Source organism: Pseudomonas sp. NFACC41-3 (assembly GCF_900109505.1).
GTDB lineage: Bacteria > Pseudomonadota > Gammaproteobacteria > Pseudomonadales > Pseudomonadaceae > Aquipseudomonas > Aquipseudomonas chlororaphis.
In genome coordinates, this window is sequence record NZ_FOAE01000007.1 from 177,100 (window position 1) to 200,778 (window position 23,679).

General features: G+C 64.0%; 22 protein-coding genes. 12 read left to right on the forward strand and 10 right to left on the reverse strand.

Annotated elements, in window-relative coordinates:
* Window positions 1-139 precede the first annotated feature (139 nt).
* Complete coding sequence (locus BMY68_RS28570) at window positions 140-592, forward strand: Lrp/AsnC family transcriptional regulator (protein WP_007930752.1); 453 nt, start codon at window positions 140-142, stop codon at window positions 590-592.
* 124 nt (window positions 593-716) lie between these two features.
* On the opposite strand, the gene BMY68_RS28575 is transcribed toward BMY68_RS28570, so the two are convergent.
* The 3 genes from BMY68_RS28575 to BMY68_RS28585 form a co-directional block, all read right to left on the reverse strand.
* Window positions 717-1,328 (reverse strand): 3'-5' exonuclease, encoded by a 612-nt coding sequence (locus tag BMY68_RS28575; RefSeq protein ID WP_085534558.1) that lies wholly within the window; start codon window positions 1,326-1,328, stop codon window positions 717-719.
* Window positions 1,329-1,360: 32 nt separating this feature from the next.
* Window positions 1,361-1,840 carry an NYN domain-containing protein gene (locus tag BMY68_RS28580; protein ID WP_007929138.1) on the reverse strand — a complete coding sequence of 160 codons (480 nt, stop codon included), beginning with the start codon at window positions 1,838-1,840 and terminating at the stop codon, window positions 1,361-1,363.
* Between the two features lie 136 nt (window positions 1,841-1,976).
* Window positions 1,977-2,759 carry a DUF2076 domain-containing protein gene (locus BMY68_RS28585; RefSeq protein WP_085534556.1) on the reverse strand — a complete coding sequence of 261 codons (783 nt, stop codon included), beginning with the start codon at window positions 2,757-2,759 and terminating at the stop codon, window positions 1,977-1,979.
* A 179-nt stretch (window positions 2,760-2,938) separates the two neighbouring features.
* Here BMY68_RS28585 and BMY68_RS28590 point away from each other — a divergent pair, with 179 nt between their 5' ends.
* Window positions 2,939-3,598 carry a DUF7847 domain-containing protein gene (locus BMY68_RS28590; RefSeq protein ID WP_007929142.1) on the forward strand — a complete coding sequence of 220 codons (660 nt, stop codon included), beginning with the start codon at window positions 2,939-2,941 and terminating at the stop codon, window positions 3,596-3,598.
* A gap of 89 nt (window positions 3,599-3,687) precedes the next feature.
* Entirely contained in the window at window positions 3,688-4,767 is a 1,080-nt protein-coding gene (locus BMY68_RS28595) for an endonuclease/exonuclease/phosphatase family protein (RefSeq protein ID WP_085534554.1), read from the forward strand.
* A 388-nt stretch (window positions 4,768-5,155) separates the two neighbouring features.
* Here the strand turns inward: BMY68_RS28595 and hrpB are convergent, their stop codons facing one another.
* On the reverse strand, window positions 5,156-7,687 hold the full coding sequence (gene hrpB / locus BMY68_RS28600) for an ATP-dependent helicase HrpB (protein WP_085534552.1): 2,532 nt from the start codon (window positions 7,685-7,687) through the stop codon (window positions 5,156-5,158).
* Between the two features lie 117 nt (window positions 7,688-7,804).
* On the opposite strand from hrpB, the gene BMY68_RS28605 reads away from it, so the two are divergent.
* The gene (locus BMY68_RS28605; protein ID WP_085534550.1) at window positions 7,805-8,224 is read left to right on the forward strand and encodes a polyribonucleotide nucleotidyltransferase; all 420 of its coding nucleotides are present in this window, start codon (window positions 7,805-7,807) and stop codon (window positions 8,222-8,224) included.
* A 31-nt stretch (window positions 8,225-8,255) separates the two neighbouring features.
* Window positions 8,256-9,152, forward strand: coding sequence for a cation diffusion facilitator family transporter (locus tag BMY68_RS28610; protein WP_085534548.1), 897 nt, complete (start codon window positions 8,256-8,258; stop codon window positions 9,150-9,152).
* On the opposite strand, the gene BMY68_RS28615 is transcribed toward BMY68_RS28610, so the two are convergent.
* Window positions 9,146-10,144: a DUF6515 family protein gene (locus BMY68_RS28615; RefSeq protein WP_085534546.1), complete on the reverse strand. Its 999-nt coding sequence runs from the start codon at window positions 10,142-10,144 to the stop codon at window positions 9,146-9,148. The two genes, BMY68_RS28610 and BMY68_RS28615, sit on opposite strands and share 7 nt — an antisense overlap.
* 443 nt (window positions 10,145-10,587) lie before the next feature.
* Here BMY68_RS28615 and BMY68_RS28620 point away from each other — a divergent pair, with 443 nt between their 5' ends.
* Window positions 10,588-11,067: an Lrp/AsnC family transcriptional regulator gene (locus BMY68_RS28620; RefSeq protein ID WP_009045772.1), complete on the forward strand. Its 480-nt coding sequence runs from the start codon at window positions 10,588-10,590 to the stop codon at window positions 11,065-11,067.
* Between the two features lie 213 nt (window positions 11,068-11,280).
* Window positions 11,281-11,490, forward strand: coding sequence for a DUF2788 domain-containing protein (locus BMY68_RS28625; RefSeq protein WP_007927060.1), 210 nt, complete (start codon window positions 11,281-11,283; stop codon window positions 11,488-11,490).
* Here the strand turns inward: BMY68_RS28625 and BMY68_RS28630 are convergent.
* The 4 genes from BMY68_RS28630 to BMY68_RS28645 all read right to left on the reverse strand — a co-directional run bounded on the left by BMY68_RS28630 (window position 11,485) and on the right by BMY68_RS28645 (window position 17,941).
* On the reverse strand, window positions 11,485-12,126 hold the full coding sequence (locus tag BMY68_RS28630; RefSeq protein WP_009045773.1) for a pseudouridine synthase: 642 nt from the start codon (window positions 12,124-12,126) through the stop codon (window positions 11,485-11,487). The two genes, BMY68_RS28625 and BMY68_RS28630, sit on opposite strands and share 6 nt — an antisense overlap.
* 70 nt (window positions 12,127-12,196) lie before the next feature.
* Window positions 12,197-13,669, reverse strand: a complete 1,473-nt coding sequence (gene amn, locus BMY68_RS28635) for an AMP nucleosidase (RefSeq protein WP_162270017.1) — start codon at window positions 13,667-13,669, stop codon at window positions 12,197-12,199.
* A gap of 165 nt (window positions 13,670-13,834) precedes the next feature.
* The gene (locus tag BMY68_RS28640; protein WP_085534544.1) at window positions 13,835-15,484 is read right to left on the reverse strand and encodes an acyl-CoA dehydrogenase family protein; all 1,650 of its coding nucleotides are present in this window, start codon (window positions 15,482-15,484) and stop codon (window positions 13,835-13,837) included.
* Between the two features lie 75 nt (window positions 15,485-15,559).
* Window positions 15,560-17,941, reverse strand: a complete 2,382-nt coding sequence (locus tag BMY68_RS28645; RefSeq protein ID WP_085534542.1) for a hybrid sensor histidine kinase/response regulator — start codon at window positions 17,939-17,941, stop codon at window positions 15,560-15,562.
* A gap of 291 nt (window positions 17,942-18,232) precedes the next feature.
* Between BMY68_RS28645 and BMY68_RS28650 the strand changes: the two genes are divergently transcribed.
* The 4 genes from BMY68_RS28650 (at window position 18,233) to BMY68_RS28665 (ending at window position 21,743) form a co-directional block, all read left to right on the forward strand.
* A complete protein-coding gene (locus BMY68_RS28650; protein WP_062824496.1) occupies window positions 18,233-19,030 on the forward strand; it encodes a hydroxymethylpyrimidine/phosphomethylpyrimidine kinase in 798 nt (265 codons plus the stop codon).
* A 17-nt stretch (window positions 19,031-19,047) separates the two neighbouring features.
* A complete protein-coding gene (gene thiE / locus BMY68_RS28655) occupies window positions 19,048-19,665 on the forward strand; it encodes a thiamine phosphate synthase (RefSeq protein WP_009045778.1) in 618 nt (205 codons plus the stop codon).
* A 24-nt stretch (window positions 19,666-19,689) separates the two neighbouring features.
* On the forward strand, window positions 19,690-20,973 hold the full coding sequence (gene hemL / locus BMY68_RS28660) for a glutamate-1-semialdehyde 2,1-aminomutase (protein ID WP_009045779.1): 1,284 nt from the start codon (window positions 19,690-19,692) through the stop codon (window positions 20,971-20,973).
* A gap of 215 nt (window positions 20,974-21,188) precedes the next feature.
* Entirely contained in the window at window positions 21,189-21,743 is a 555-nt protein-coding gene (locus tag BMY68_RS28665; protein WP_007927077.1) for a tetratricopeptide repeat protein, read from the forward strand.
* Between the two features lie 47 nt (window positions 21,744-21,790).
* Here BMY68_RS28665 and BMY68_RS28670 read toward each other — a convergent pair whose 3' ends face one another.
* Window positions 21,791-22,117: a DUF1820 family protein gene (locus BMY68_RS28670; RefSeq protein ID WP_007927079.1), complete on the reverse strand. Its 327-nt coding sequence runs from the start codon at window positions 22,115-22,117 to the stop codon at window positions 21,791-21,793.
* Between the two features lie 135 nt (window positions 22,118-22,252).
* On the opposite strand from BMY68_RS28670, the gene miaB reads away from it, so the two are divergent.
* A complete protein-coding gene (gene miaB / locus BMY68_RS28675; protein ID WP_175534876.1) occupies window positions 22,253-23,581 on the forward strand; it encodes a tRNA (N6-isopentenyl adenosine(37)-C2)-methylthiotransferase MiaB in 1,329 nt (442 codons plus the stop codon).
* The last annotated feature ends 98 nt before the right edge of the window (window positions 23,582-23,679 follow it).

Below are 23,679 nucleotides of genomic sequence, written 5' to 3' on the forward strand. Positions count from 1 at the left end.
GGGAGAGGGTTATTCTAGAAAGCCGGCCGGCGGAACTTAAGTTACAAAACCTGTTTAAAGCATCGGTACACTTTTCAAAACATGGAGATTCTGGCTATAAACCATGCTTTCGAAAGTCGCTGAGTTTGGGAGCCTTATCATGGATAAATATGACCGCATGCTCCTCGCCGCCCTGCTGGAAAATGGCCGGGCGAGCTACGCGGAGCTGGCGCGCAAGGTGAACCTCTCCGCCCCCGCCGTGGCCGAACGGGTGGCCAAACTCGAAGCCAGCGGAGTGATCACCGGTTACCAGGCCAAGGTCGACCTGGCCAAGCTCGGGCTGCCGATCCAGTGCGTGATCGAACTGCGCATGGCCCAGCACGGCAATCAGAAGGCCTACGACGAACTGAGCCGGATCCCGCAACTCACCGAATGCCAGCGGGTCACCGGCGATCCGTGCGTGATCATGCGCGCCGCCGTCGGCTCGATGCCGGAGCTGGAAGAGCTGATCAACCGGGTGGCGAAGTACGGGTTCAGCAAGACCTCGATCGTGCTCTCCAGCGCCATCGAACAGCGCGTGCCGCTGGGGCATCTGGAGAGCAACGGCAAGTGAACCCAGCCAGCACCGATCTGTAGCCGCTGCCGCAGGCTGCGATAAGGCTCGAAGAGCCTTCCGAGGCCCTCAAGAGCGCGTCTCCTTCGGAGCCGATCGCAGCCTGCGGCAGCGGCTACAGGAGTCAGGCGCCGCGATGGCGCTTGAGGTGTTCACCGATCTTGGCGGCCGGCACTTTCTGCAATTTGCACAGGAAATCGTGGGACAGCTCGCGCAGCCCGTGTTTCTGCCGCAGCTCCAGCGCCAGGTGGGCGGTAAGGTTGGCGGCCATTTCCGCATCGGCCATGGCCCGGTGAGCCTGGCCGGTATGGGGCAAGCTGGCGAAACGGGTGAGGGTGCCGAGCTTGTGGTTGGGCGCCGCCGGCATCAGCCGTCGGGCCAGCAACAGGGAACAGGCGAAGTTCTGCAAGCGGGTGCGCTTGATCCGGCCGAGCTCGTAGTCCCAGAACTTCTGGTCGAACGCAGCGTTGTGCGCCAGCAGCGGCGTGGTGCCGACGAATTCGTTGACCTCGTTCATCACCTGCTCGGCCGGCGGCGCGCCGCGCAGCATGGCGTTGCTAATGCCGGTCAGTTGTTCGATGAAGGCCGGCACCCGCACGCCGGCGTTCATCAGGCTCTGGTAACGCTCGACGATGCGCCCCTGCTCAAGGATCACCACGGCGATTTCCGTGGCCCGGCAACTGCTGCTCGGGGAGATCCCGGTGGTTTCAAAGTCGATGACTGCGATGCGTTCCAAACCTGTCCAGCTCCGTACAAAAAATAGTCAGCTCAGCTTTTGAGCAGTAGTGCGCCTTCGATCGGCACGTAGCGCGTGGCCGCGCGAATCAGCGAATTGGCGGTCAGCCCCGGCACGCCATAGGCCACCGCTTCGACCCCGTGCTTGCTGATGATGCGCTCGAGCAACAGGTCGAAATCGCCGTCGCCGGAGGCCAGCACCACTTCGTCGACATGGGCCGCGGCGTCCATGATGTCGATGGTGATACCCACGTCCCAGTCGCCCTTGGCCGAACCGTCGCTGCGCTGGATATAGGGTTTGAGTTTTACCGTGAAGCCCAGGTTGCGCAGGATCTGCTGGAACTGCTGCTGCTTGCTGTCGCCCCGGTCGATCGCATAGGCGTAGGCCTCGACTATCTGCCCCTGCTGGCTGATATCGGCCCACAGGGCGGCATAGTTGAAGTGACAACCATAGGCCTGGCGCACGGTGTAATAGAGATTCTGGACATCGGCGAACACAGCGATTTTTTTCACCGCTTATCCTCATGGCGCTCACGCGCGCGAACTGGGCCGGGACTCAACCCTGAAAAGTCGCCCAGTATGCCAGCCAGAAGGAAGGTTCCGCGAATAATCGGTCCGGGACGCTGTTGCGTTCCGGACCGATGGCGGGTCAGACGAAGGAATCGTCGTCGGAAAAGAACGAGCTGTCGTCGTTGCCGTAGTCGGCATCGCTGAAACCACCCTGGTCGTTGTTGCCCCAGGAGTCGTTATTGGCCATACGCTGCTCGTCATTGCCCCAGCCACCCGCGTTGTCGTTGGCGGGCGACGGTTCTTCCTTGATCACTTCGACGATTTCCTGCGGCTGCTGGTTGCCGTGGAACAGGCTGCTGAGGCCTTGCGCCAGCATCACGCCACCCGCCACGCCGGCGGCGGTTTTCAGCGCGCCGCCGAGGAAGCTGCTGCCAGCCGCGGCCGGAGTCTGCTGGGGTGGAGCTGCGTAGTTCTGCTGGGGATAGCTCTGTTGCGGGTAGTTCTGCTGCGGCTGCGGGTTGAACGCCGGCCGCGCCGGTTCGCGCCAGCCACCACCGGACGAGGCCGGAGCGCTTTGCGTCGGCGCCGGCTGCGGATCGCGGGAACCGCTGCCGAAGATGCTCGAAAGGAAGCCGCCACCGCTGCTGGGCGCCGGCGCCGCGGCCTGGGATCTGGCCTGCTGCAACTCGGCCTGCAGTTGCTGGACTTGCTGGGTGAGTTGCTTGTTCTGCTCGTCGAGGCTCTTGATTGCCGCCTCTTGCACCAGAATCGCCTGGGTCATGAAATACCCGGCGGCAGGCTGCCGGGTCAGATGCTCCTTGATCCGCGCCTCGGCCTGGGCGTCGCGCGGGGCTGAATCCTTCTCGGCTTGCTGCAACCGTGAAAACAGTCCATCGATCAGGGTTTGCTCTTCGCTATTCATGGCGACCTCTTTAGATTGCCGGTAAAAAACGGGGCCTTGTCGTCATGCACAAGGTGCAACCAGTAATGGGGCTGCCCAGCGAGCTTTCAATGGCCTTTACCTAACGTTTACGTTTGCTCGCCCCGGGGCTGCATCGGTTAAAGTGTCCAACCGCTTTTTGTGATCTGCGATAACCACTGATGAATCCGTTAACCGTTCTGCGCGACTCCCTGTACTTCTGCCAGCGCAACCTGGGCCGTATCGTCCAACTGTGCCTGCCGCTGGTGGTCCTCGAAGCGCTGCTGCAGCAGGCGGTCGACAGCTCGCTGGGCCCCGAGGCCTTTCCCGGCTACAGCGTGATCGTCGGCCTGTTGATCTACCCGCTCTACACCGGGGTACTGATCCTGTTTCTCGATGCCCGCAGCCGTGGCGAATCGCCATTGGCCCGCGACCTGCTCGCCGCGACCGTCAGCCTGTGGCCGCGCTTTGCCTTGCTGACCGCCATCAACACCCTGCTGATCCTGCTGGGCCTGTCGCTGTATTTCCTGCCCGGGCTGTGGCTGATGGTGACCCTGGCCTTCGCCGAATACCTGCTGGTGCTCAAGGGCCTGCAACCGCTGGCCGCGATCAAGGAAAGCTTCCGCCTGACCCGCGGACACTTCCTGCGGATCCTGGTCTGCATCCTGGCCGTGATGGCCCCGCTGTGGGTGCTCAAGGGCGCCAGCCTGGCGGCGTACCCCGAGCCGGGTCCGATGCTGTCGCTGCTGATCGAAAGCGCCCACAGCTTCCTGCAGTTGTTCACCAGCGTGGTGGTATTCCGCCTGTTCATGCTGATCGGCGACTCGCCTGACCAGCAATGACTCCGGGGGCCGACCGCTCTACCCCTTGGGCCGCGGTCCCGCTCTCGGTTATGCTCGGGCTCAATCCAGCAACGCCATAAGCCGAGCCGATGCCCCGTCTATTTCGCTTCATCCTCCTGGGCCTGCTGATCAGCGCAGGCCTGTTGTCAGCCCTGGTCTACAGCCTGACCTGGCGCCCCGACGCCAAGGAGTCGCTACCGGTCGCCTGCACCGGCAAGGTGCCCAGCCTGGTGCCGGGCCAGGCGCTGAAGGTGATGACCTGGAACGTGCAGTACCTGGCAGGCAAGCGCTACGTGTTCTGGAACGACCAGGCCCGGGGGCCGGACGAGCGCCCGACCCCGGAAGACATGGCCTTCAGCCTGGACGAAGTGGCCCGGGTGATTCGCGATGAACAGCCGGACATCGTGCTGCTGCAGGAACTGGACAACGGCGCCAAGGCCAGCGGCTACCAGGACCAGCTCAAGCTGCTGCAGGAACGCCTGACCGACCTGTATCCGTGCAGCACACAGGCCTTCGACTGGAAGGCCGACTTCGTACCCTCCCCGCACATCTTCGGCAGCGTCGGCCGGCAACTGGCGACCTTGAGCCGCTACCGCATCGAACACGCCGAACGCCTGCAATTGCCGGTGCCCGAGGCCAATCTCCTCAGCCGCCAGTTCCAGTCGAAAAACGCCGTGCTGGTGAGTTACCTGCCGTTAAGCGACGGCGGGCAGATGGCGGTGCTCAATACCCATCTGGACCGCGCGACGAAACCCGACGACACCCTGCAAGCCCAGGTGAATGCGGTCACCAGGATCCTCGACCGCCTCGAAGCCCGTGGCACGCCCTGGCTGATCGGCGGCGACTTCAACCTGCTGCCCCTGGGCCAGTACCAGCGTCTCGCCCCCGAGCAACGCACGCCCTACTCCGCCGACAGCGCGTTGCACACGCTCTGGGACAAGTACCCGATGATTCCCACCAACAACGAGGCCAGCGGCATCGACCGCGCCCTGTGGCTGACCCACTACCCCAACGACCCGGCCCTGAGCGGCCCGGATCGCACCGTCGACTACCTGTTCCATAGCCCGCGGCTCAAGCGGGTCGAGGCCCAAGTACGGCAGGACGACACCCTGCGCATCTCCGACCACCTGCCACTGATCGCCCGTTTCCTGCTGCCCGCCGCACTGTAACCGCTGCCGCAGACTGCGATAAGGCCGGAACGGTCGCTGGCGTCGGCACTGACGCTGGAGGTCCTGCGGACCTATCGCAGCCTGCGGCAGCGGCTACGGAAACGGGGCCTGTGGCGTCATCAGGTTGTCATCAAAAAGTGGCCGCCTTACCCCCAACCGCTGTGGAGCCGCTTGTGGATAACCTGCGCGTAAGCCGCTGCACGCCAGGCAATACAAGCTCTCCAGTCCACTGCTCACTTTTCGACCAACACCTGTAGCCGCTGCCGCAGGCTGTGATCGGCTTGGGCGGCATTCCGACGCAGCGGACGCAAAACCTGAGTCCTGACATGAACCGGGATGGCGAGCGCTACGCGCTCGATCGCAGCCTTCGGCAGCGGCTACACACTGGTTACTTGCGCGGTTTGGCGCGGGCCGTGGCTTCGGCCACCAGCGGGTCATCCGGCCAGTAGTGTTTCGGGTAACGGCCCTTGAGGTCCTTCTTCACCTCGGCGTAGGTGCTGCGCCAGAAGTTCGCCAAGTCCTGGGTGACCTGCACCGGCCGCCGCGCCGGGGACAGCAGGTGCAGCTTGACCACCTGCCGGCCGCCAGCGATCCGTGGTGTCTCTGCCAGGCCGAACAACTCCTGCAGACGCACCGCGAGAATCGGCGGTTGTTCACTGTAATCAAGGCGGATCGACGAGCCGGACGGCACCGTCAGGTGGTGCGGCGCCAGCTCGTCCAGGCGCTGTGGCAACGGCCAGGGCAGCAGGCTGTGGACAATGCTGGCCAGTTCCAGGTTGGCGAAGTGGCTGAGGCGCGAAACCTTGCCCAGGTACGGCAGCAGCCAGTTTTCCAGGCTCTTGAGCAGCGCCGCGTCACTGACGTCCGGCCACTGGCTTTCGCCCTTGGCCTCTAGATCGAGCTGGCGCAACAAAGCCACCCGGGCCTGCCACTGGCGCAGCTCCGGGGTCCAGGGCAACAGCTCCAGGCCCTTGCGCCGCACCAGATTGACCAGGGCCTGGCAGCGCGCCGCCTCATCCAGGCCGGTCAGCGGCTCGCGGCTGAGCACCAGTTCGCCGACCTTGCGCTGGCGCTCGGCGCGCAACAGCCCTTCGCGCTCGTCCCAATCAAGCTGATCGACGCAGCGCACCTGCTCGGCCAGGACCGAGTCGAACAGCGCCGGGTCGAAATCCGCCGCCAGGTAGATGCGCTCTTCCCGCTGCCCCTGGCGACTGCCCAGATCGGCGATCACCAGCCAGGGCTGCTTCATCAGGCTGTCGGTCTCGCTGAACAGCGCCGCGCGGCCGTTGGCCAGCCGGTATTCGGCGCCGCCGGGGCGACGTTGCTGGGCGACCCGATCCGGATAGGCCAGCGCCAGCAAGGCGCCCAGCCAGCGCGGGTGATCCGGGTCCGCCACCGCCTGGCTTGGCTGGCCGCGCAAATAACCACGATACTGCCGGGCCAGTTGCCGAGCCCGCTGGACCCCGCCCTGGGCGCCACGGGCCGCGCGCTCTTCGCCGGACAGCAGCACCAGGCGGCTGTGCAGGTCGGCACCGCCGCCACGCAGGATGTCGCGCTCGCCGAGCAAGGCGGCGACGTCGCAGGCCATGTTCGCCAGCCCCAGGGCCTGGCCCCGCAACAGCAGATGGGCAATGCGCGGATGGGCCGGCAACTCGGCCATTGCCTGGCCATGAGGTGTCAGCTTGTAGTCCTCGCCAGCCTTGGCCGTCAGCGCTCCGAGGCGTTCGAGCAAGTCCTGGGCCTGGGCATAGGCCGCGCCGGGCGGCACATCCAGCCACACCAGTTGCGCCGGTGTCACACCCCAGCGGGCCAGTTGCAGGGCCAGGCCCGCCAGGTCCGCCTGGAGAATCTCCGCGCTGCCATAGGCCGCCAGCTGTTCATGCTGGTCCTGGGACCACAGGCGATAGCACACGCCCGGCTCCAGGCGCCCGGCCCGACCGGCGCGCTGGGTGGCGCTGGCCCGGGAAATACGTTGGGTGTCGAGACGGGTCATGCCGCTGCCCGGGTCGAAACGCGGCACCCGCGCCAGCCCGGCATCGACCACCACGCGCACGCCGTCGATGGTCAGGCTGGTCTCGGCGATATTGGTCGCCAGCACCACTTTGCGCTTGCCCGGCGGGGCCGGCTCGATGGCCGCGCGCTGCGCCGCCAGGTCCAGTTCACCGTGCAACGGACAGAGCAGAATCTCCGGGCGCTCGCCCAGGGCGTCGGCCAACTGCTGGTGCACCCGACGGATCTCGGCCTGCCCCGGCAGGAACACCAGGACGCTGCCGCTTTCATCGTTCAGCGCTTCAAGAACGGTCTGCACCAGCCGCGGCTCGATGAACTCGCCCGGCTGGAAGGGCCGCCCCCAGCGCACATCGACCGGGAACATGCGGCCTTCGCTGCGCAGGATCGGCGCGTCGTCCAGCAGCCCGGCCAGGCGCTCGCCTTCCAGGGTCGCCGACATCAGGAGGATTTTCAGCGGCTGCTCATCGCGGAACAGATCGCGGCCATTGAGGCTCAAGGCCAGGGCCAGGTCGGCGTCGAGGCTGCGCTCGTGGAATTCGTCGAAGATCAGCAGGCCGACGCCTTCCAGCGCCGGATCGTCCTGCAGGCGGCGGGTCAGGATCCCCTCGGTAACCACCTCGATGCGGGTGTTCGGGCCGACCTTGCTATCCAGACGGATGCGGTAGCCCACAGTTTCGCCGACCTTTTCCCCCAGTTCGCTGGCCAGCCGCTCGGCCGCAGCCCGCGCCGCCAGGCGCCGCGGTTCGAGCATGAGAATGCGTTGTCCGGCCAGCCAGGGTTCGTTCAACAGGGCCAAAGGCACACGGGTGGTCTTACCGGCGCCGGGCGGTGCTTCGAGCACGGCCTCGTGGCGTGTCGCCAGGGCTTCACGCAGGGCGGGTAAAACTTCATCAATTGGCAAAGAATTCATACTGGCTCCCAAACAGAGGCGCGAGTATAACGGCGAACTGCCTGGCGTTAATCACGGTCTGAATTCATACCGGCAACGCTTCAGCCTTGCTCTTTCGTGTCTGTTCAGGAGATTTACATGCGTATTCCTTTCCGCATCATCGGTGGCGTCCTGGTTGCCACCCTGCTGACTCAGCTCACCGCCTGCGGCTCGATCTTCTTCCCCGACCGACGCGGCCAGATCGACGGCAAGATCGACCCGCTGGTAGCCGTGCTCGACGCTGTGGGCCTGCTGTTTTATGTGATCCCGGGGCTGATCGCCTTTGGCGTCGACTTCGCCACCGGCGCCATCTACCTGGAACCGGGCAAGACCGCGCAGGTCGACCAGCACAAGCTGCAGCAAGCCATAGGCGCCGACGGCCAGGTCGATAACCACAAGTTGCAGGCTATCCTCGAAAGCGAGCTGGGCCGCAGCTTCCCTCTGGACGATCCACGCCTGATCCAGCACAAGGGCAGCGCGCAGCAACTGGCCCTGTACGGTCTGCAACCGGCAGCCTGACCCTCGCGCTTCTTGAAGGAACAAGCCTTGTATGAGCAGTAGCCCGGAACACGCACGACTGTTGCGCCTGGCCACCCGCGCCTCGCTGGCAGTGGCCAGTATCCTGATCGTGGCCAAGGCCATCGCCTGGTGGCTGAGCGGCTCGGTCAGCCTGCTGGCCGGCCTCACCGACTCGCTGCTCGATGGCGCCGCGTCGTTCCTCAACCTGCTGGCCGTGCACTACGCCCTGCGCCCGGCAGACGAAGACCACCGCTACGGCCACGGCAAGGCCGAATCGCTGTCGGGCATGGCCCAGGCGCTGTTCATCGCGGTGAGCGCGGTGCTGATCGGGGTACAGGCCGTCGAGCGCCTGCAAAACCCCGAACCGCTGGGCGCGCCCTGGATCGGTATCGGCGTGATGCTGCTGTCGCTGGCGCTGACCGTGGCGCTGCTGATGGTGCAACACCGGGTGATCCGCGAAACCGGCTCCACCGCGGTACGCGCCGACTCGCTGCACTATCGCTCCGACCTGCTGCTCAATGGCAGCATCCTGCTGGCGCTGGTGCTGGCCAGTTTCGGCTGGCAGCAACTGGACGCCTGGTTCGGCCTGGCGATAGCCGTCTACATCCTGTGGAGCGCGATCCAGATCGCTCGGGAAAGCGTGGCGGTGCTGATGGATGAGGAACTGCCGCCCGAGGTCAGCCAGCACATGCTGGAACTGGTATGCGCCGTGCCCGGGGTACTCGGCGCCCATGACCTGCGCACGCGGATTTCCGGCAACCACTGGTTCGTGCAACTGCATCTGGAATTACCAGGGGAACTGACCCTCTCGGTGGCCCACGGCATCAGCGATCAGGCCGCCGAGGCGATTCATGCGGCCTATCCGCGGGCCGAGGTGCTGGTGCACGCCGACCCGCAGGAAGCGGTGCTCGCCGCCCGGGCTCAGTAAGTCACCTGATAGCCGCGCGAGCTCAGGCAACCGCCCTGGGCCTGGCGGTAGGTCTGGACCACCTGCGGCGCCGGGGGATAGGTCATCGCCGCCGGGTCGAAGCCGCTCTGCTGCACCGCCCAGCGATAACAGTCGTAGCGGTCCTGATTGATCTGCTGCGGGCTCTGCCCGCTGACCGGGTAGGCCAGCACGTTGTAATCATTGCCGGCCTGCGGCGGCGGGCTGGCCTGCGGCGGCTCGACCACTACGTACTGCTGGGTACTGGCCTCGTAGATGTAGTAGGCGCCCGCGGCCAGGAAGAACAGCGCGCTGCCGATCCACACCTCGCGCGCGTAGTCCGGCAGGTAGGCCACGCGAATCCCGTAGGGTGGGCGCACCACAACGTAACGCGGCCCCTCTGGGCGGTACCAATAGCCACCGGAGAAGTAATAGTCCCGGCCGCGATAAGGCACACGGTAATGCCGGTCCGGAAAACGATCGATCACATAACCCGGCCGATATTGCGGGCCTGGCCCCCAGCCGTTGCCCCGTCCCTCCGGACGGCCCGGCCAGCGATAGTCGTAGGGACGCGAACCCCCTCCGCCGGCCTGCCAATGCGGGTTGTAGTCGTTGCGGCGCGGGATGTCCTGGTAATAACCCTGGCGCGGTTCCTGGGTCTGGCGGACGGTATCGGGGCGACCCTGGATCGGCAGGTTGGCGGACGGCTGTGCCTGTCGTTCCCGCCCTTGATCATTCGGCCCGCGGTTCTGCCAACGCCCGTTCTCGACGTTGCGCTCGAACTGCTGGCTGTTGTCGCCGCGAATGATTTCAGTCTGCTGGCGCGACTGATGGCTTTCGCCTCGCCCCTGGCCGTTTCCCGGATACCCGTCGTCACTGCGCTGGCCGCCATTGGACCAACCACGGCCGTCATTGCGGTCATCGGCAAGCCCCTGCGCACTGACGCTCACACAGAGCAAACCAACACCTGCCAAACGCCAGATGCGCGATTTCATGCTATTCCTCACTACGGATGGGGGCCTGTAGATAAGACTGGAAAAGCCCAGGCCGGTTCTGCCACAGGTTATCAGTCGCAACACTTATTTATTGAGGCGCCACGGGATATTTCCTGGCGCGCAGACAATAAAAAAGGGGGACCCGTCGGTCCCCCTTTGAGAATTTCGTCCGTGCTCGACGCTTATGACGCCGGCTCACCTCACGCCGTCTTCTGGACAGTGTGTAGCCCGGGGGCCGGCTCAACCCTGTGGGATTGGCGGCCGCGGCAGGCCTGATTCGGCGGGCCGCAGTGGACTCTATGTCCGGGCAGTGATTCTGGTGATAAGAATAGGCCTGGGGCGCCGACAGAGAATTGCGAAGATTGCTCTAATAAACATGACTTGCGCAATTTTTAACCCGGGATAGATAATATCGCGCAATAGTTATTAAAAAGGCCTGTCCCATGAGCAAACTCGACCGATACGACCTCAGCATTTTGGCGGAATTGCAGCGCGACGCCCGCATCTCCAATCAGGAACTGGCCGAACGTATCGGCCTGTCGCCTTCGCCGTGTTCGCGTCGGGTCAAGCAACTGGAAGACGACGGCTACATTTCCCGCCAGGTCGCCCTACTGGACCGCAAAATGCTCGGCCTGAGCCTGACCGCCTACGTGCTGATCGGCATGGACCGCCACACCCCCGAGCGTTTCGAGAACTTCGAGGCGGCGATCCGCAGCCTGCCGCAGGTCCTCGAATGCAGCCTGGTGACCGGGATGGACGCCGACTACCAGCTCAAGGTGGTGGTGCCGGACATGGATCACTACCAGAAACTGCTGCTCGGCCATCTGACCCGCATCGAAGGCGTGACCAGCGTACGCTCCAGCTTCGTGCTCAACCAGGTGCTCAACAGCACCGAACTGCCGCTGACTCACCTGCGCAACTGAGCGCTATCTCTTCTGTAGGAGCGAGCTTGCTCGCGATAGAAATGTCCGGCCGCAACCGATGTATGGCCTGGAATATTTATCGCGAGCAAGCTCGCTCCTACAAGGACATGCAGAGCCTGTGACGACGAAGCGCACCTGGACCAATGCCCGGTCGCAGCCCCTTGGCGTATACTCGCCCCCGCCTTTTAGCCTTGCCCGCGCTGGAGATGTTCGATGGATCCTGCAGTATTCGAAGAGTGGATGATGACCGGTCTGGTGACCATCCTGATCATTTTCATGGCCTTCATCGTCTGGGATCTGGCGAAGAAGTCCAAGGCCGGACGCTTCGGCTCGTTCATCCTGTTCTTCGTCCTGGGCCTGGGCGTGGCCGCGTTCATTATCAAGAGCGTGGTGATCGGCCTGATCGAATCCGGCGCCTTATAAGCGCGCCGGAACCTCCTTCCACTGGCCCTGATCAAGCCCCTCGATCGTCCAGTCGCCGATCCTGACCCGCACCAGGCGCAATGTCGGCAACCCCACGGCCGCGGTCATGCGCCGCACCTGGCGATTACGCCCTTCACGAATGATCAATTCCAGCCAACTGGTGGGCACGCTCTTGCGAAAGCGCACCGGCGGATTGCGCGGCCACAGTTGCGGCTCTTCCAACTGCCGGGCTTCGGCCGGCAGGGTCATGCCGTCATTCAACTCCACGCCATCACGCAGACGCTGCAATTGCTCGGCCGTGGGCTCCCCCTCCACCTGCACCCAATAGGTCTTGGCCAACTTGTGCCTGGGATCGGCGATGCGCGCCTGCAACTGGCCGTCATTGGTCAGCAGCAGCAAGCCTTCGCTGTCGCGGTCCAGGCGCCCGGCCGGGTAGATGCCGGGGATCGCGATGAAGTCCTTGAGGGTCGCCCGCCCTTCGCCGTCGCTGAACTGGGTCAGCACATCGAAGGGTTTGTTGAACAGGATCAGCTTCGGCTCGGCCGGTGGCGCCTTGGCAACACGGCGCGGCGCGGAAGACGACGAAGGACTCTTCACGCCAGGGCGGCGGGAAGCGGGACGAGGAGGACGAGACATGGCGAAAAGAACATCTAACGGTCAGGGCCGACCATGCTAGTGGCCCGACCGTTAAATGACCATCCCGCGATCAGCGGAACGGCGGCTCGTCGAAGCTGCGCAGCTTGCGCGAGTGCAGCGAATTGAGCTCGGTACGCAGCAGGTCCACCGCGGCGATACCGATCTTCAGGTGCTGGCTGACCGCGCGCTCATAAAAGGCGTTGGCCGAACCCGGCAGCTTGATTTCACTGTGCAGCGGCTTGTCCGAGACACACAGCAAGGTGCCGTACGGCACCCGCAGGCGATACCCCTGGGCGGCGATGGTGCCACTTTCCATGTCCACCGCCACGGCGCGGGACAGGTTGATCAGCGGACGCTCCTGGGCCCAACGCAATTCCCAGTTACGGTCGTCGTAGGTCAGCACGGTGCCGGTGCGCAGGCGTTTTTTCAGATCGTCGCCCTTCTCGCCGGTGACGTTGGCGGCGGCCTGCTGCAACGCCAACTGCACTTCGGCCAGGGCCGGAATCGGAATGTTCGGCGGCACCACGCGATCGAGAATGCCGTCGCGACGCATGTAGGCATGGGCCAGTACGTAGTCGCCGATGGTCTGCGACTGCCGCAGGCCGCCGCAGTGGCCGATCATCAGCCAGCAGTGCGGACGCAATACCGCCAAATGGTCAGTGATGTTCTTGGCGTTGGACGGACCGACCCCGATGTTCACCAGGGTCACGCCGTGGCCGTCGCTGGCCAGCAGGTGATAAGCCGGCATCTGGTAGCGGTGCCAGACCACCCCGGCGGCGATCGACGAGGCTTCGCCGTGATCCATGCCTTTCTCGATGATCACATTGCCCGGTAGGACCATGCGCACGAACCGCGGATCGCTGCGCAGCTGTTCAAGACCGTGGGTGATGAACTGGTCGACATAACGGTGGTAGTTGGTCAGCAGGATCCACGGCTGCACGTGGCGCCAATCGCTGCCGGTGTAGTGCACCAGGCGGCGCAGGGAGAAATCCACCCGCGCGGCATCGAACAGCGCCAGGGGCAGCGGATTGGTGTTTTCCCAATCGTACAGCCCGTCGGCGATGCCATCGGTGGCGGCGGACAGGTCGGTGCTGGGGAACACCCGCGCCAGCACCGCGGCAGTGACGCCGGAACCGGCCAGTTCATCGCCCTGCTCGACCACGTACGGATACGGGATGTTCTGCTCGCTGACGCCCACTTCCACGGTCACGGTGAAGTCGTGCATCAGGGGCACCAGCTGTTCCAGCAGGTACTTACGGAAGGCGGCGGGATGGGTGACCGTGACGCTGTAGGTGCCCGGCAACTGGACCTTGGCGTAGGCCCGGGTGGTCTGCGGGACTTCGCCCTGGCAGAGATAGGTCAGGCGTAATTCCGGGTAACGAAACAGGGCGCGCTGTTCGGCGTCCGGTTCGACACGATCCTTGAGGTAACGCTTGAGCGCCTGGCTCAGCGACGTGGTGGCCCGCTCATGCAAAGCGGCAAGCCGGTCCACGGCTTGCTCGGCGGTTTGAACGACAATAAAAGCTTCGGTCACGGTAAGCATCCTGTGTTCTGATCTTGCAGGCCTTCATCTTGCCTGCAACGCCGTCTCACGGGAACAGCGGAATATGCGTAGGAGCGAGCTTGCTCGCGAAAGATCTTTCAGGCCCCAGCCGATCGGTAGCCTGGACTATTTATCGCGAGCAAGCTCGCTCCTACAACAAACCAGTCAGAAGCCTGCCGGGGTGGAGCGCGCGACTATCGCCTCGACATCCAGCCCTCGCGGCAAGGTGCCGTAGACCCTTCCTGCCGAACCCAGGCGACTGGCGATAAAGGCATCGCTGACCGCCGCGTTGCCGGCTTCCAGCAACAGCTTGGCCTGCAGGCCCAGGGCGATGTCCTCGGTCAGTTGGCGGGCGCGGTACTGAATGTCGTCGGTGTCCTGGAAGGCGCCTTTCAGGTTGGCGATATGCGCGGCCAGGCGCCTGTCGCCATGGCCATCGCCCAGCTCGGCGAACAGCGCATCGAGCACGCCCGGCTCCTTGGACAAGGCGCGCAGCACATCCAGGCACTGCACGTTGCCGGAGCCTTCCCAGGTCGAGTTGACCGGCGCTTCGCGGTACAGCCGCGGCAGAATGCTCTCCTCGACATAACCGGCACCGCCCATGCACTCGGCGGCCTCGTTGATCATTGCTGGGGCCCGCTTGCAGATCCAGTATTTGCCCACCGCCGTCACCAGCCGCGAGAACATGGCTTCTTGCGGGTCATCCAGGTTATCCAGCGCGCGGCCCATGCGCAGGCTCAAGGCCAGCGCCGCCTCGCTTTCCAGCGCCAGGTCGGCCAGCACGTTCTGCATCAAGGGTTGCTCGCTGAGCACACGCCCGCCCACCAGCCGATGGGCACAGTGATGGGCGGCCTGGGTCAGGGCCTGGCGCATCAGCGAGCTGGAGCCGACCATGCAATCGAAGCGGGTCATGGCCACCATCTCGATGATGGTCGGCACGCCGCGCCCTTCTTCACCGATCATCCACGCCAGGGCCCCGCGGAACTCCACTTCACTGGAGGCATTGGAGCAATTGCCGAGCTTGTTTTTCAGGCGCTGGATATAGAACTGGTTGCGGCTGTCATCCGGACGATGGCGAGGCAACAGGAAGCAGGTCAGGCCTTTTTCGGTCTGGGCCAGGGTCAGGAAGGCGTCGCACATCGGCGCCGAACAGAACCATTTGTGGCCCACCAGCTCATAAGCCTGCCCCGGCCCCGTAGCGCCCACCGGATACGCCTTGGTGGTGTTGGCGCGCACATCGGTACCGCCTTGTTTCTCGGTCATCGCCATGCCGATGGTGACACCGGCCTTGTGGGCCATGCCGACATTGCGTGGGTCATATTCGGTGGCGAGGACTTTCGGCAGCCATTGTTCGGCGAGATCCGGCTGCAGCTTCAACGCCGGCACACAGGCGAAGGTCATGGTCAGCGGGCAACCGCTGCCGGCCTCGGCCTGGCTATGCAAATAGGTCATGGCGGCACGCGCGACATGCGCCCCGGATTGCGGATGAGCCCAGGGCAAGGACGTCAGGCCGTGCTCGATGGCGGTACGCATCAGCTCGTGATACGCCGGATGAAACTCCACCAGATCGAGGCGATGCCCGTAACGGTCATGGCTGGTGAACACCGGCTTGTTCTGGTTGGCCAGGAACCCCGCCTCCATCAGCGGCCCACCGGCCAGGGCACCGTAGGCGTCGATCCGCGATTCGGCCCAACCAGCGCCGAAACGCCGTGCCCACTCCTGCAACGGCAGATCGATTCGATAGAGGTTGGTACCGTCCAGGGAAGGTGGCTGGTTGGTGACTTCGTGGGTCTCGGCGAACTGATGCAGGTTCATGTCGGGGCTCCTTGAGGGGTGTGCCAGAACCTCAGTTAAGCACCCCCTCCCCACCGAACAAAGTGGCATACCCGCCTAAATACCGGCGCTTTCGCCCTGTTCCGAGGCCAGCACCCGACGCGCCAGAACAGCTTGCAACTCCTCGAATTTCACCGGCCGGGAGAGGTAATCGAGCAGGCAGCGCTCAGCCTCCACAGCGTACGCCGAGGCCGACACCAGCAGCACCGGCAAGCCGGCGCAACCCGGCATGCCGCGCACCTGATCGCACAGCTTGAGCGCCTCGGCCTGCTCGATCTGGCAATCGAGCAGCACCGCATCCACCGACTCCCGGCGCAACAACGCCAGCGCCCCGCGAGCGTTCTCCGTCGTGCGTACCTGATAACCCAGCTTGAGCAACATGCCGCGGATCACCAGTTGATTGATGCTGTTGTCGTCCACCAGCAGCACGCTGCAATCCTGCGGCCTGCGCCGGACGGCGCGGACCCGCAAGGCCGGCTGGGAGGCCATCGGCTGCTCGCCGTCCACATCGAAGGTCACCTCCAGCCGGAAACAGCTGCCACGCCCCGGCTCCGATTCATGGGTCAGATGGCCACCCAGCAGATCCACCAGTTGCCGACAGATCGCCAGCCCCACGCCCAGCCCGCCGTATTCACGGGTCATCGAACCATCGAGCTGGAAGAAACGCTGGTACAACGAGGCCTCATCGAGATTGACGAAACCGATGCCGGTGTCGATCACCGCGAAGGTCAGCGCCACCCGCCCGGTTGCCACCGGCTTGCCAGTCACTCGCAGGACCAGGCCACCCACCCGGGTGAACTTGATGGCATTGTCCAGCAGGCACTCCAGGCACTGGCTCAATTTGCCGCGATCGCCCAGCAGCCGATCGGGCAGCCCGGTGGCCAGGTCGACATCGAAGCCCAGCCCCTTGGCCGAGGCGTTGGCGCAAAACTGGCCCAGCAAGGCATCGAGCAGCGAACGCAGGCTGAAGCTCTCGTGCTGGGCACTGAGCTTGCCGGCCTGCAGTTCGGTCAGGGTCAGGATGCCATTGACCATGCGCATCATGTCCCGGGCCGAACCGGCGGCAGTCTGCTGGTATTGCTCCAGCTCCGGATCGAGATCGACGGTCTGCATCAGCTCCAGGGAACCGATCACCCCATTCATCGGCGTGCGCAGTTCGTGGGTCAGGGTGGCGAGGAACTCATCCTTGAGCCGGTTGCTGTGGGCCAACTGCTGGTTGAGCACTTCGAGCTTCTGCCCGGCATCGAACAGGGTCTGCGCCTGCTGCTCGCGCATCGAGTTGATGCGGTCGGCCAGGGCCAGCGACAACAGCGCCACCTCGATGGCCGAACCGATCTGGCTGGAATACATGGTCAGGAACATGTTCGGCAGATAACCCAGCACCATCAGGGTATTGATGATCCCGCCCACCAGGAACGCCGACCAGGCGATGATGAAGTAACGCGCCACGCGCATGCCGCGGCACCAGGCGACGATGCCGGAGACGAAGATCACCACGGTAAAGACCAGCGCCAGGGCCGTGGCCAGACGCAACGCCAGGGCGTAGCTGGTCATCAGCGACAGGGCCACCACCACAATGCTGCACAGGATCAGCACCAGCAGCAGGCGATCGACCCAGCGGCTGTGGCTGGCGGTCTGCAGGAAACTGCGGGCGAACTGACTGCCGAACAGGGCCGCCGCGCCAATGAAAAACGGCGTCGCCGCGTTGGCCCACCACGGGTTGTCCGGCCAGAAGTACTCCACCGCGGCGCCGTTCACCGACAGTTGGTACAGCCCGAACGAGGCGATGTAGAGGATGTAATAGAGGTAACTGGTGTCGCGCACGCTCAGGTAAATGAACAGGTTGTAGACCAGCATCCCCAGCAGCACGCCGTAGATCAGGCCGAGTACATACAGGCGCACCGGCTGCGCTTCCAGGTACGCCGTGCTGGACCAGAGCGTCACCGGCGCCTGGACCGAGCCCTGGCTCTGCAGGCGCAGGAACAGGGTCTTTTGCTCGTAGGGCGCAAAACTCAGGTCGAACAGGTAATTGTTCTGGCGGATCTGCCGGCTGTCGAACGGCAAGGCATCGCCGGTGCGCTGGGCCAGACGGTAGCCACCGGTTTCATCGGGCACATACAGCTCCAGATGATCGAGCGGCGGATAGGCCAGCTCCAGCAGCCAGGTGTGTCGTATGGAAGGGTTGGCGGGACGGTAGCTGAGGTGGATTTTCAGCCAGAATGCCGAGCGGGAGTAACCGGCGTTGAGGGTGGCCTTGTCATGGGTCTTGAAACTGCCGGCCATCGCCGCTGTGCTGACATCCGCGATCGTTGCCTGACCACTCGCGTCTTCAAACACCTGCATCACCCGACCCAAGGGCAGGCTTTGGGTGAACTCGTCGAACTCGACCGCGCCAGCCAGCATCGGCAAGCTCAACAGCAACATCAGCAAATAGCGCATAAAGCCCCAGCGTGGCTTGTCCGGTTATGTCAGGAAGCCCCCCATTTCCCTTTGAGTAGACGTAAAACCGGCATTACCTGTTATTGGTTTGGATCCACTCTAGCATAGCCGTTGATGGCCAATGAACACCACCAAAAACTTTAGTTTAAAGGCTCTAGAACGGGCGTTTCAGCGCTATCCATTGATCTAGAGCTGTTGCCTCGGTCAACTTGTCGGGAAGGCGGAAAAACCAGCTCCGGCCAACGCGCGAGGGCCGTGCAAAAAAGACGTTTGGTGGTAAGCTCGCGCACCATGAATATCTACAGCTCTCGCCCCGTTGTCCTCTGTCTCTCCGGCCACGACCCCAGTGGCGGCGCCGGCCTGCAGGCAGATATCGAAGCCCTGCTCGCCCAGGGTTGCCATGCAGCTCCCGCTGTGACCGCGCTGACCGTGCAGGATACGGTCAACGTCAGCGACTTCCGTGTGCTGGATCGCGAGTGGGTGCTGGCCCAGGCCAACGCCGTACTCAACGACTCCACGGTCGCCGCGGTCAAGCTGGGCATGCTCGGCTCGCTGGAAATGGTCGACACCGTGGTCGAGCTGTTGCAGGCGCATCCGCACCTGCCGATGGTCTGCGACCCGGTATTGCGCGCCGGCGGCGGCGGGCGCCTGGGCAAGGACGAGGTCGGTTACGCCATGCGTGAACGCCTGCTGCCACTGGCGACCATCGCCACCCCGAACCTTCCAGAAGCACGAATCCTCGCCGAGTTGCCCGAAGGCACTGCGGACCAATGCGCGGAAAAGCTCCTGCCATTCGTCAAACACCTGCTGATCACCGGCGGCCATGGCGACGAGCAGGAAGTGCATAATCGCCTGTACAGCCGCGACGGCAGCCGTCACACCTACACCTGCCAGCGGCTGCCGGGCAGTTATCACGGTTCCGGTTGCACTCTGGCCAGCGCCCTGGCCGGACGCCTGGCCCAGGGCGAAAACCTGGCCAGCGCCGTGAAGTCGGCCCTCGATTACACCTGGCGCACCTTGCGCGACGCCGAGCAACTGGGCCAAGGCCAGTTCGTACCGCGCCGCCTGCCGCTGGACTTCTGCTCGTAAGCCATGAGGCTCGCTCGATGAAACTACGTGGTCTGTATGCCATTACCGACAGCCAACTGTTGGCCGGCAAATTCCTGCAGTACGTGGAGGCGGCGCTCGACGGTGGCGTGACCCTCCTGCAATACCGCGACAAGAGCAGCGACGAGGCCCGCCGTCTGCGCGAAGCCGAAGCCCTGCACAGCTTGTGCGAGCGCTACAAGACACAACTGATCATCAACGACGACGCCGAGTTGGCCGCGCGCATTGGCGTCGGCGTGCACCTGGGCCAGACCGACGGCCCGCTGACTCCGGCCCGTGCCCTGCTTGGCCGCCAGGCGATCATCGGCTCGACCTGCCACGCCCAGCTGGAGCTGGCCGAGCAAGCCGCCAAGGAAGGCGCCAGCTATGTCGCCTTCGGTCGCTTCTTCAATTCCAACACCAAGCCCGGCGCGCCGACGGCCAACCTGGAACTGCTGGACCAGGCCCGCGCCCGGCTGCACCTGCCGATCTGCGCGATCGGCGGCATCACCCTGGAGAACGCCGCGCCGCTGGTCGCCCATGGCGTCGACCTGCTGGCCGTGGTCCATGGCCTGTTCGGCGCCGACAGCGCCCAGGAAGTGACCCGCCGTGCCCGCGCCTTCAATGCCCTCTTCTAACCGCTGATTTCCGAGAGTCCGATCATGTCTCGTTCCGAAACCCTGTTTGCCAATGCCCAGAAACACATCCCCGGTGGCGTGAACTCGCCCGTGCGTGCGTTCAAGAGCGTGGGCGGCACGCCGCTGTTCTTCAAACACGCCGAAGGCGCCTACGTCACCGACGAGGACGACAAGCGTTATGTGGACTACGTCGGTTCCTGGGGGCCGATGATCCTGGGCCACAGCCACCCGGATGTGCTGGACGCGGTACGCAAGCAGCTGGAACACGGTCTGTCCTACGGCGCCCCGACCGCCATGGAAACCGAAATGGCCGACCTGGTCTGCTCCATCGTGCCGTCCATGGAAATGGTGCGCATGGTCAGCTCCGGCACCGAAGCGACCATGAGCGCGATCCGCCTGGCCCGTGGTTTCACCGGCCGCGACAGCATCATCAAGTTCGAAGGCTGCTACCACGGCCACTCCGACAGCCTGCTGGTCAAGGCTGGCTCCGGCGCGCTGACCCAGGGCGTGCCCAGCTCGGCCGGCGTACCGGCGGCCTTCGCCAAACACACCCTGACCCTGCCGTTCAACGACATCGACGCGGTCGAGAAGATGCTTGCCGAAGTCGGCCAGGAAGTGGCCTGCATCATCGTCGAGCCGGTGGCTGGCAACATGAACTGCGTGCCACCGGCGCCGGGCTTCCTCGAAGGCCTGCGCAGCCTGTGCGACAAACACGGCGTGGTGCTGATCTTCGACGAAGTGATGACCGGTTTCCGCGTCGCCCTGGGCGGTGCCCAGGCGCACTACGGGGTGACCCCGGACCTGTCCACCTTCGGCAAGATCATCGGCGGCGGCATGCCGGTGGGCTGCTTCGGCGGCAAACGCAAGATCATGGAACACATCGCGCCGCTGGGCCCGGTCTACCAGGCTGGCACCTTGTCGGGCAACCCGCTGGCCATGGCCGCCGGCCTGACCACCCTGCGCCTGATCAGCCGCCCGGGCTTCCACGCCGAGCTGAGCGACTACACCAGCCGCCTGCTCGACGGCCTGCAGCAACGTGCTGACGCCGCCGGCATCCCGTTCGTGACCACCCAGGCGGGCGGCATGTTCGGCCTGTATTTCAGCGGCGCCGACGATATCGTCACGTTCGACGATGTGATGGCCAGCGATGCCAACCTGTTCAAACGCTTCTTCCACCTGATGCTCGAAGGCGGTGTCTACCTGGCCCCGAGTGCCTTCGAAGCCGGCTTCACCTCGATCGCCCACGGCGACGCCGAGCTGAAACTGACCCTGGACGCGGCCGAACGCGCTTTCGCTGCCCTGAAGTAACCTTCCCCGCCAAACCGGCGCCACACTTGCTGGCGCCGGTTTTACGCTGCATTCGCGCCCCAACTCCCGAAACAGCCCCGAAAGCGGCGGATATCGCGCCCGCGCAGCAGAAAAACGAGTAAAGACTTTGTAAGGTTGGCCCTGCTTATTTCATAATGCGCGCTTATTGGATCCCTCGATGGGTCCGCGCGCCCTTCAGAGGTAAGTCGATTCCCATGAACCGCACCGGCCGCGCCCTTGCACTGGGCTGCCTGTTGCTCCTTCAGCCCCTGCTCGCGCACGCACAAGCAGGCGGCAACTCGTTGTTGATCCCAGCGATGGGTCGCTGCACCCTCAATACTCAGTCACAGGATCTGTCCGAGGCCCTGGCGGTCTGCCAGAAGGCGGCTGACGAAGGGGATGCGCAAGCGCAATACGAGTTGGGCGAGTTCTACTACGAAGGTAAAAATACCCCGCGCGATCTCAATCAGGCCCTGAGCTACTTTGAAAAGGCCTCGCTGCAAGGCCACGCCCAGGCGCAATTCAAACTCGGCACCATGTTCTTTCGCGGCGAAGGCGTACCGGCCAACAACGTTCAGGCCTATATCGTGCTGAAGATGGCGGCGGTCAACGGCGCCGAAGAGGCACTGGACACGGCCGACGAAGTGGCCGAACACATGCAGCGCGATGAGCTGGAAGTCGCCACCCAGGTGCTGGGGCAGATTTTCCGCAAATACCTGATGGAATTGCAGAGCGCCGACGGGCGTTCGCCCTTCTCACCCCTGCCTTGATGACATCGCGAGCAAGCTTGCTCGCGATAGCACACTCGATACAGCCCTTACTTCTCAGGCATCGGCATCGGAAACGGCATGACGTTGCTCACGCCACGCGCCTCGCTGATCTTCGGCGTACCCAGGCGCTCGACCTCGTCGATGCGCACGATCGAATGCATCGGCACAAAGCTGCGCACCACGCCTTCGAACTGGGCCTTGAGCTTCTCTTCGCTCGGATCGACGACCACTTGCGTGCGCTCGCCAAAGACGAACTCTTCCACCTCCAGGAAACCCCACAGATCACTTTGATAGATCTGCTTGGCGTACATTTCGAACACCTGTCCCTGGTTGAGGAAAATCACCTTGTAGATTGGAGCTTCACGTTTGGTCATGGTGGGCGGGTAACACATCGGGGGATATAAAAGAGGGCGCGAACTATAGCATAGCCACCGGACGCGCAGCGGTAGGAACCTCAGGCCATGTTCCCTATAATGCGCGGTTCTTTGAATCACGTGATGACTCCGTCCATGGCCAAGAAGCTCTACATAGAAACCCACGGTTGCCAGATGAACGAGTACGACAGCTCGCGCATGGTCGATCTGCTGGGTGAACACCAGGCCCTGGAAGTCACCGCCCGCGCCGAAGACGCGGACGTCATCCTGCTCAACACCTGCTCGATCCGCGAACGAGCCCAGGACCGGGTGTATTCCCAACTGGGTCGCTGGCGCGAGCTGAAGCTGGCCAACCCGGACATGGTCATCGCCGTCGGCGGTTGCGTGGCCAGCCAGGAAGGCGCGGCCATCCGTGATCGCGCGCCCTATGTCGACGTGGTCTTCGGCCCGCAGACCCTGCACCGCCTGCCGGAAATGATCGATGCCGCCCGCAGCAGCAAGCTGCCGCAGGTCGACGTCTCGTTCCCGGAAATCGAGAAATTCGACCACCTGCCAGAGCCACGCATCGACGGCCCGAGTGCCTATGTCTCGGTGATGGAAGGCTGCAGCAAGTACTGCACCTTCTGCGTGGTGCCCTACACCCGTGGCGAGGAAGTCAGCCGGCCATTCGACGACGTGATCTGCGAGATCATCCACCTGGCGGAAAACGGCGTGCGCGAAGTCACCCTGCTGGGGCAGAACGTCAACGGTTACCGTGGCCAGACCCACGACGGCCGCCTGGCCGACCTCGCCGAACTGATCCGCGTGGTCGCGGCGGTCGATGGTATCGAGCGCATCCGCTATACCACCTCCCATCCGCTGGAGTTCTCCGACAGCCTGATCCAGGCCCACGCCGAAGTGCCGGAACTGGTGAAACACCTGCACTTGCCGGTGCAATCGGGCTCCGACCGGATTCTCGCAGCCATGAAGCGCAACCATACGGTGCTGGAATACAAATCCAAGCTGCGCAAACTGCGCGCCGCCGTGCCGGGCATCTGCATCAGCTCGGACTTCATCGTCGGCTTCCCCGGCGAGACCGAAAAAGACTTCGAACAGACCATGAAGCTGATCGAAGACGTCGGCTTCGACTTCTCCTACTCGTTCGTCTACAGCCAGCGCCCAGGCACCCCGGCGGCCGACCTGGCGGACGACACCCCGGAAGAGTTGAAAAAGGAACGCCTGAACGCGCTGCAACATCGGCTGAATCAGCAAGGATTCGAAATCAGCCGACAAATGGTCGGTTCGATCCAGCGCATCCTGGTTACCGACTATTCGAAGAAAGACCCGGGCGAACTGCAGGGGCGAACCGAGAACAACCGCATCGTCAATTTCCGGTGCGACAACCCGACGCTGATCGGCCAGTTTGCCGATGTGCATATCGACTCGGCCCAGCCTCACTCGCTGCGCGGATCGCTGCTGCAATAACCTCCTGCCGATGCGGGCTGACCAGCGGTAGTGGCCTCGGGCACGCCATCGCCGGGAAGCCGGCCTCCAAGGAAAATGTGGCGAAAGACATTGCTTTG

What these genes read in the sequence shown, in the direction of transcription:
- BMY68_RS28570 (WP_007930752.1), top strand. Translation starts at nt 140, where the DNA reads ATGGATAAATATGACCGCATGCTCCTCGCCGCCCTGCTGGAAAATGGC.
- BMY68_RS28585 (WP_085534556.1), bottom strand. Translation starts at nt 2,759, where the DNA reads ATGAATAGCGAAGAGCAAACCCTGATCGATGGACTGTTTTCACGGTTG.
- BMY68_RS28590 (WP_007929142.1), top strand. Translation starts at nt 2,939, where the DNA reads ATGAATCCGTTAACCGTTCTGCGCGACTCCCTGTACTTCTGCCAGCGC.
- BMY68_RS28610 (WP_085534548.1), top strand. Translation starts at nt 8,256, where the DNA reads ATGAGCAGTAGCCCGGAACACGCACGACTGTTGCGCCTGGCCACCCGC.
- BMY68_RS28640 (WP_085534544.1), bottom strand. Translation starts at nt 15,484, where the DNA reads ATGAACCTGCATCAGTTCGCCGAGACCCACGAAGTCACCAACCAGCCA.
- BMY68_RS28620 (WP_009045772.1), top strand. Translation starts at nt 10,588, where the DNA reads ATGAGCAAACTCGACCGATACGACCTCAGCATTTTGGCGGAATTGCAG.
- miaB (WP_175534876.1), top strand. Translation starts at nt 22,253, where the DNA reads ATGGCCAAGAAGCTCTACATAGAAACCCACGGTTGCCAGATGAACGAG.
- BMY68_RS28595 (WP_085534554.1), top strand. Translation starts at nt 3,688, where the DNA reads ATGCCCCGTCTATTTCGCTTCATCCTCCTGGGCCTGCTGATCAGCGCA.
- BMY68_RS28615 (WP_085534546.1), bottom strand. Translation starts at nt 10,144, where the DNA reads ATGAAATCGCGCATCTGGCGTTTGGCAGGTGTTGGTTTGCTCTGTGTG.
- hrpB (WP_085534552.1), bottom strand. Translation starts at nt 7,687, where the DNA reads ATGAATTCTTTGCCAATTGATGAAGTTTTACCCGCCCTGCGTGAAGCC.
- BMY68_RS28625 (WP_007927060.1), top strand. Translation starts at nt 11,281, where the DNA reads ATGGATCCTGCAGTATTCGAAGAGTGGATGATGACCGGTCTGGTGACC.
- BMY68_RS28630 (WP_009045773.1), bottom strand. Translation starts at nt 12,126, where the DNA reads ATGTCTCGTCCTCCTCGTCCCGCTTCCCGCCGCCCTGGCGTGAAGAGT.
- BMY68_RS28665 (WP_007927077.1), top strand. Translation starts at nt 21,189, where the DNA reads ATGAACCGCACCGGCCGCGCCCTTGCACTGGGCTGCCTGTTGCTCCTT.
- hemL (WP_009045779.1), top strand. Translation starts at nt 19,690, where the DNA reads ATGTCTCGTTCCGAAACCCTGTTTGCCAATGCCCAGAAACACATCCCC.
- BMY68_RS28650 (WP_062824496.1), top strand. Translation starts at nt 18,233, where the DNA reads ATGAATATCTACAGCTCTCGCCCCGTTGTCCTCTGTCTCTCCGGCCAC.
- BMY68_RS28670 (WP_007927079.1), bottom strand. Translation starts at nt 22,117, where the DNA reads ATGACCAAACGTGAAGCTCCAATCTACAAGGTGATTTTCCTCAACCAG.
- thiE (WP_009045778.1), top strand. Translation starts at nt 19,048, where the DNA reads ATGAAACTACGTGGTCTGTATGCCATTACCGACAGCCAACTGTTGGCC.
- amn (WP_162270017.1), bottom strand. Translation starts at nt 13,669, where the DNA reads ATGCTTACCGTGACCGAAGCTTTTATTGTCGTTCAAACCGCCGAGCAA.
- BMY68_RS28645 (WP_085534542.1), bottom strand. Translation starts at nt 17,941, where the DNA reads ATGCGCTATTTGCTGATGTTGCTGTTGAGCTTGCCGATGCTGGCTGGC.
- BMY68_RS28605 (WP_085534550.1), top strand. Translation starts at nt 7,805, where the DNA reads ATGCGTATTCCTTTCCGCATCATCGGTGGCGTCCTGGTTGCCACCCTG.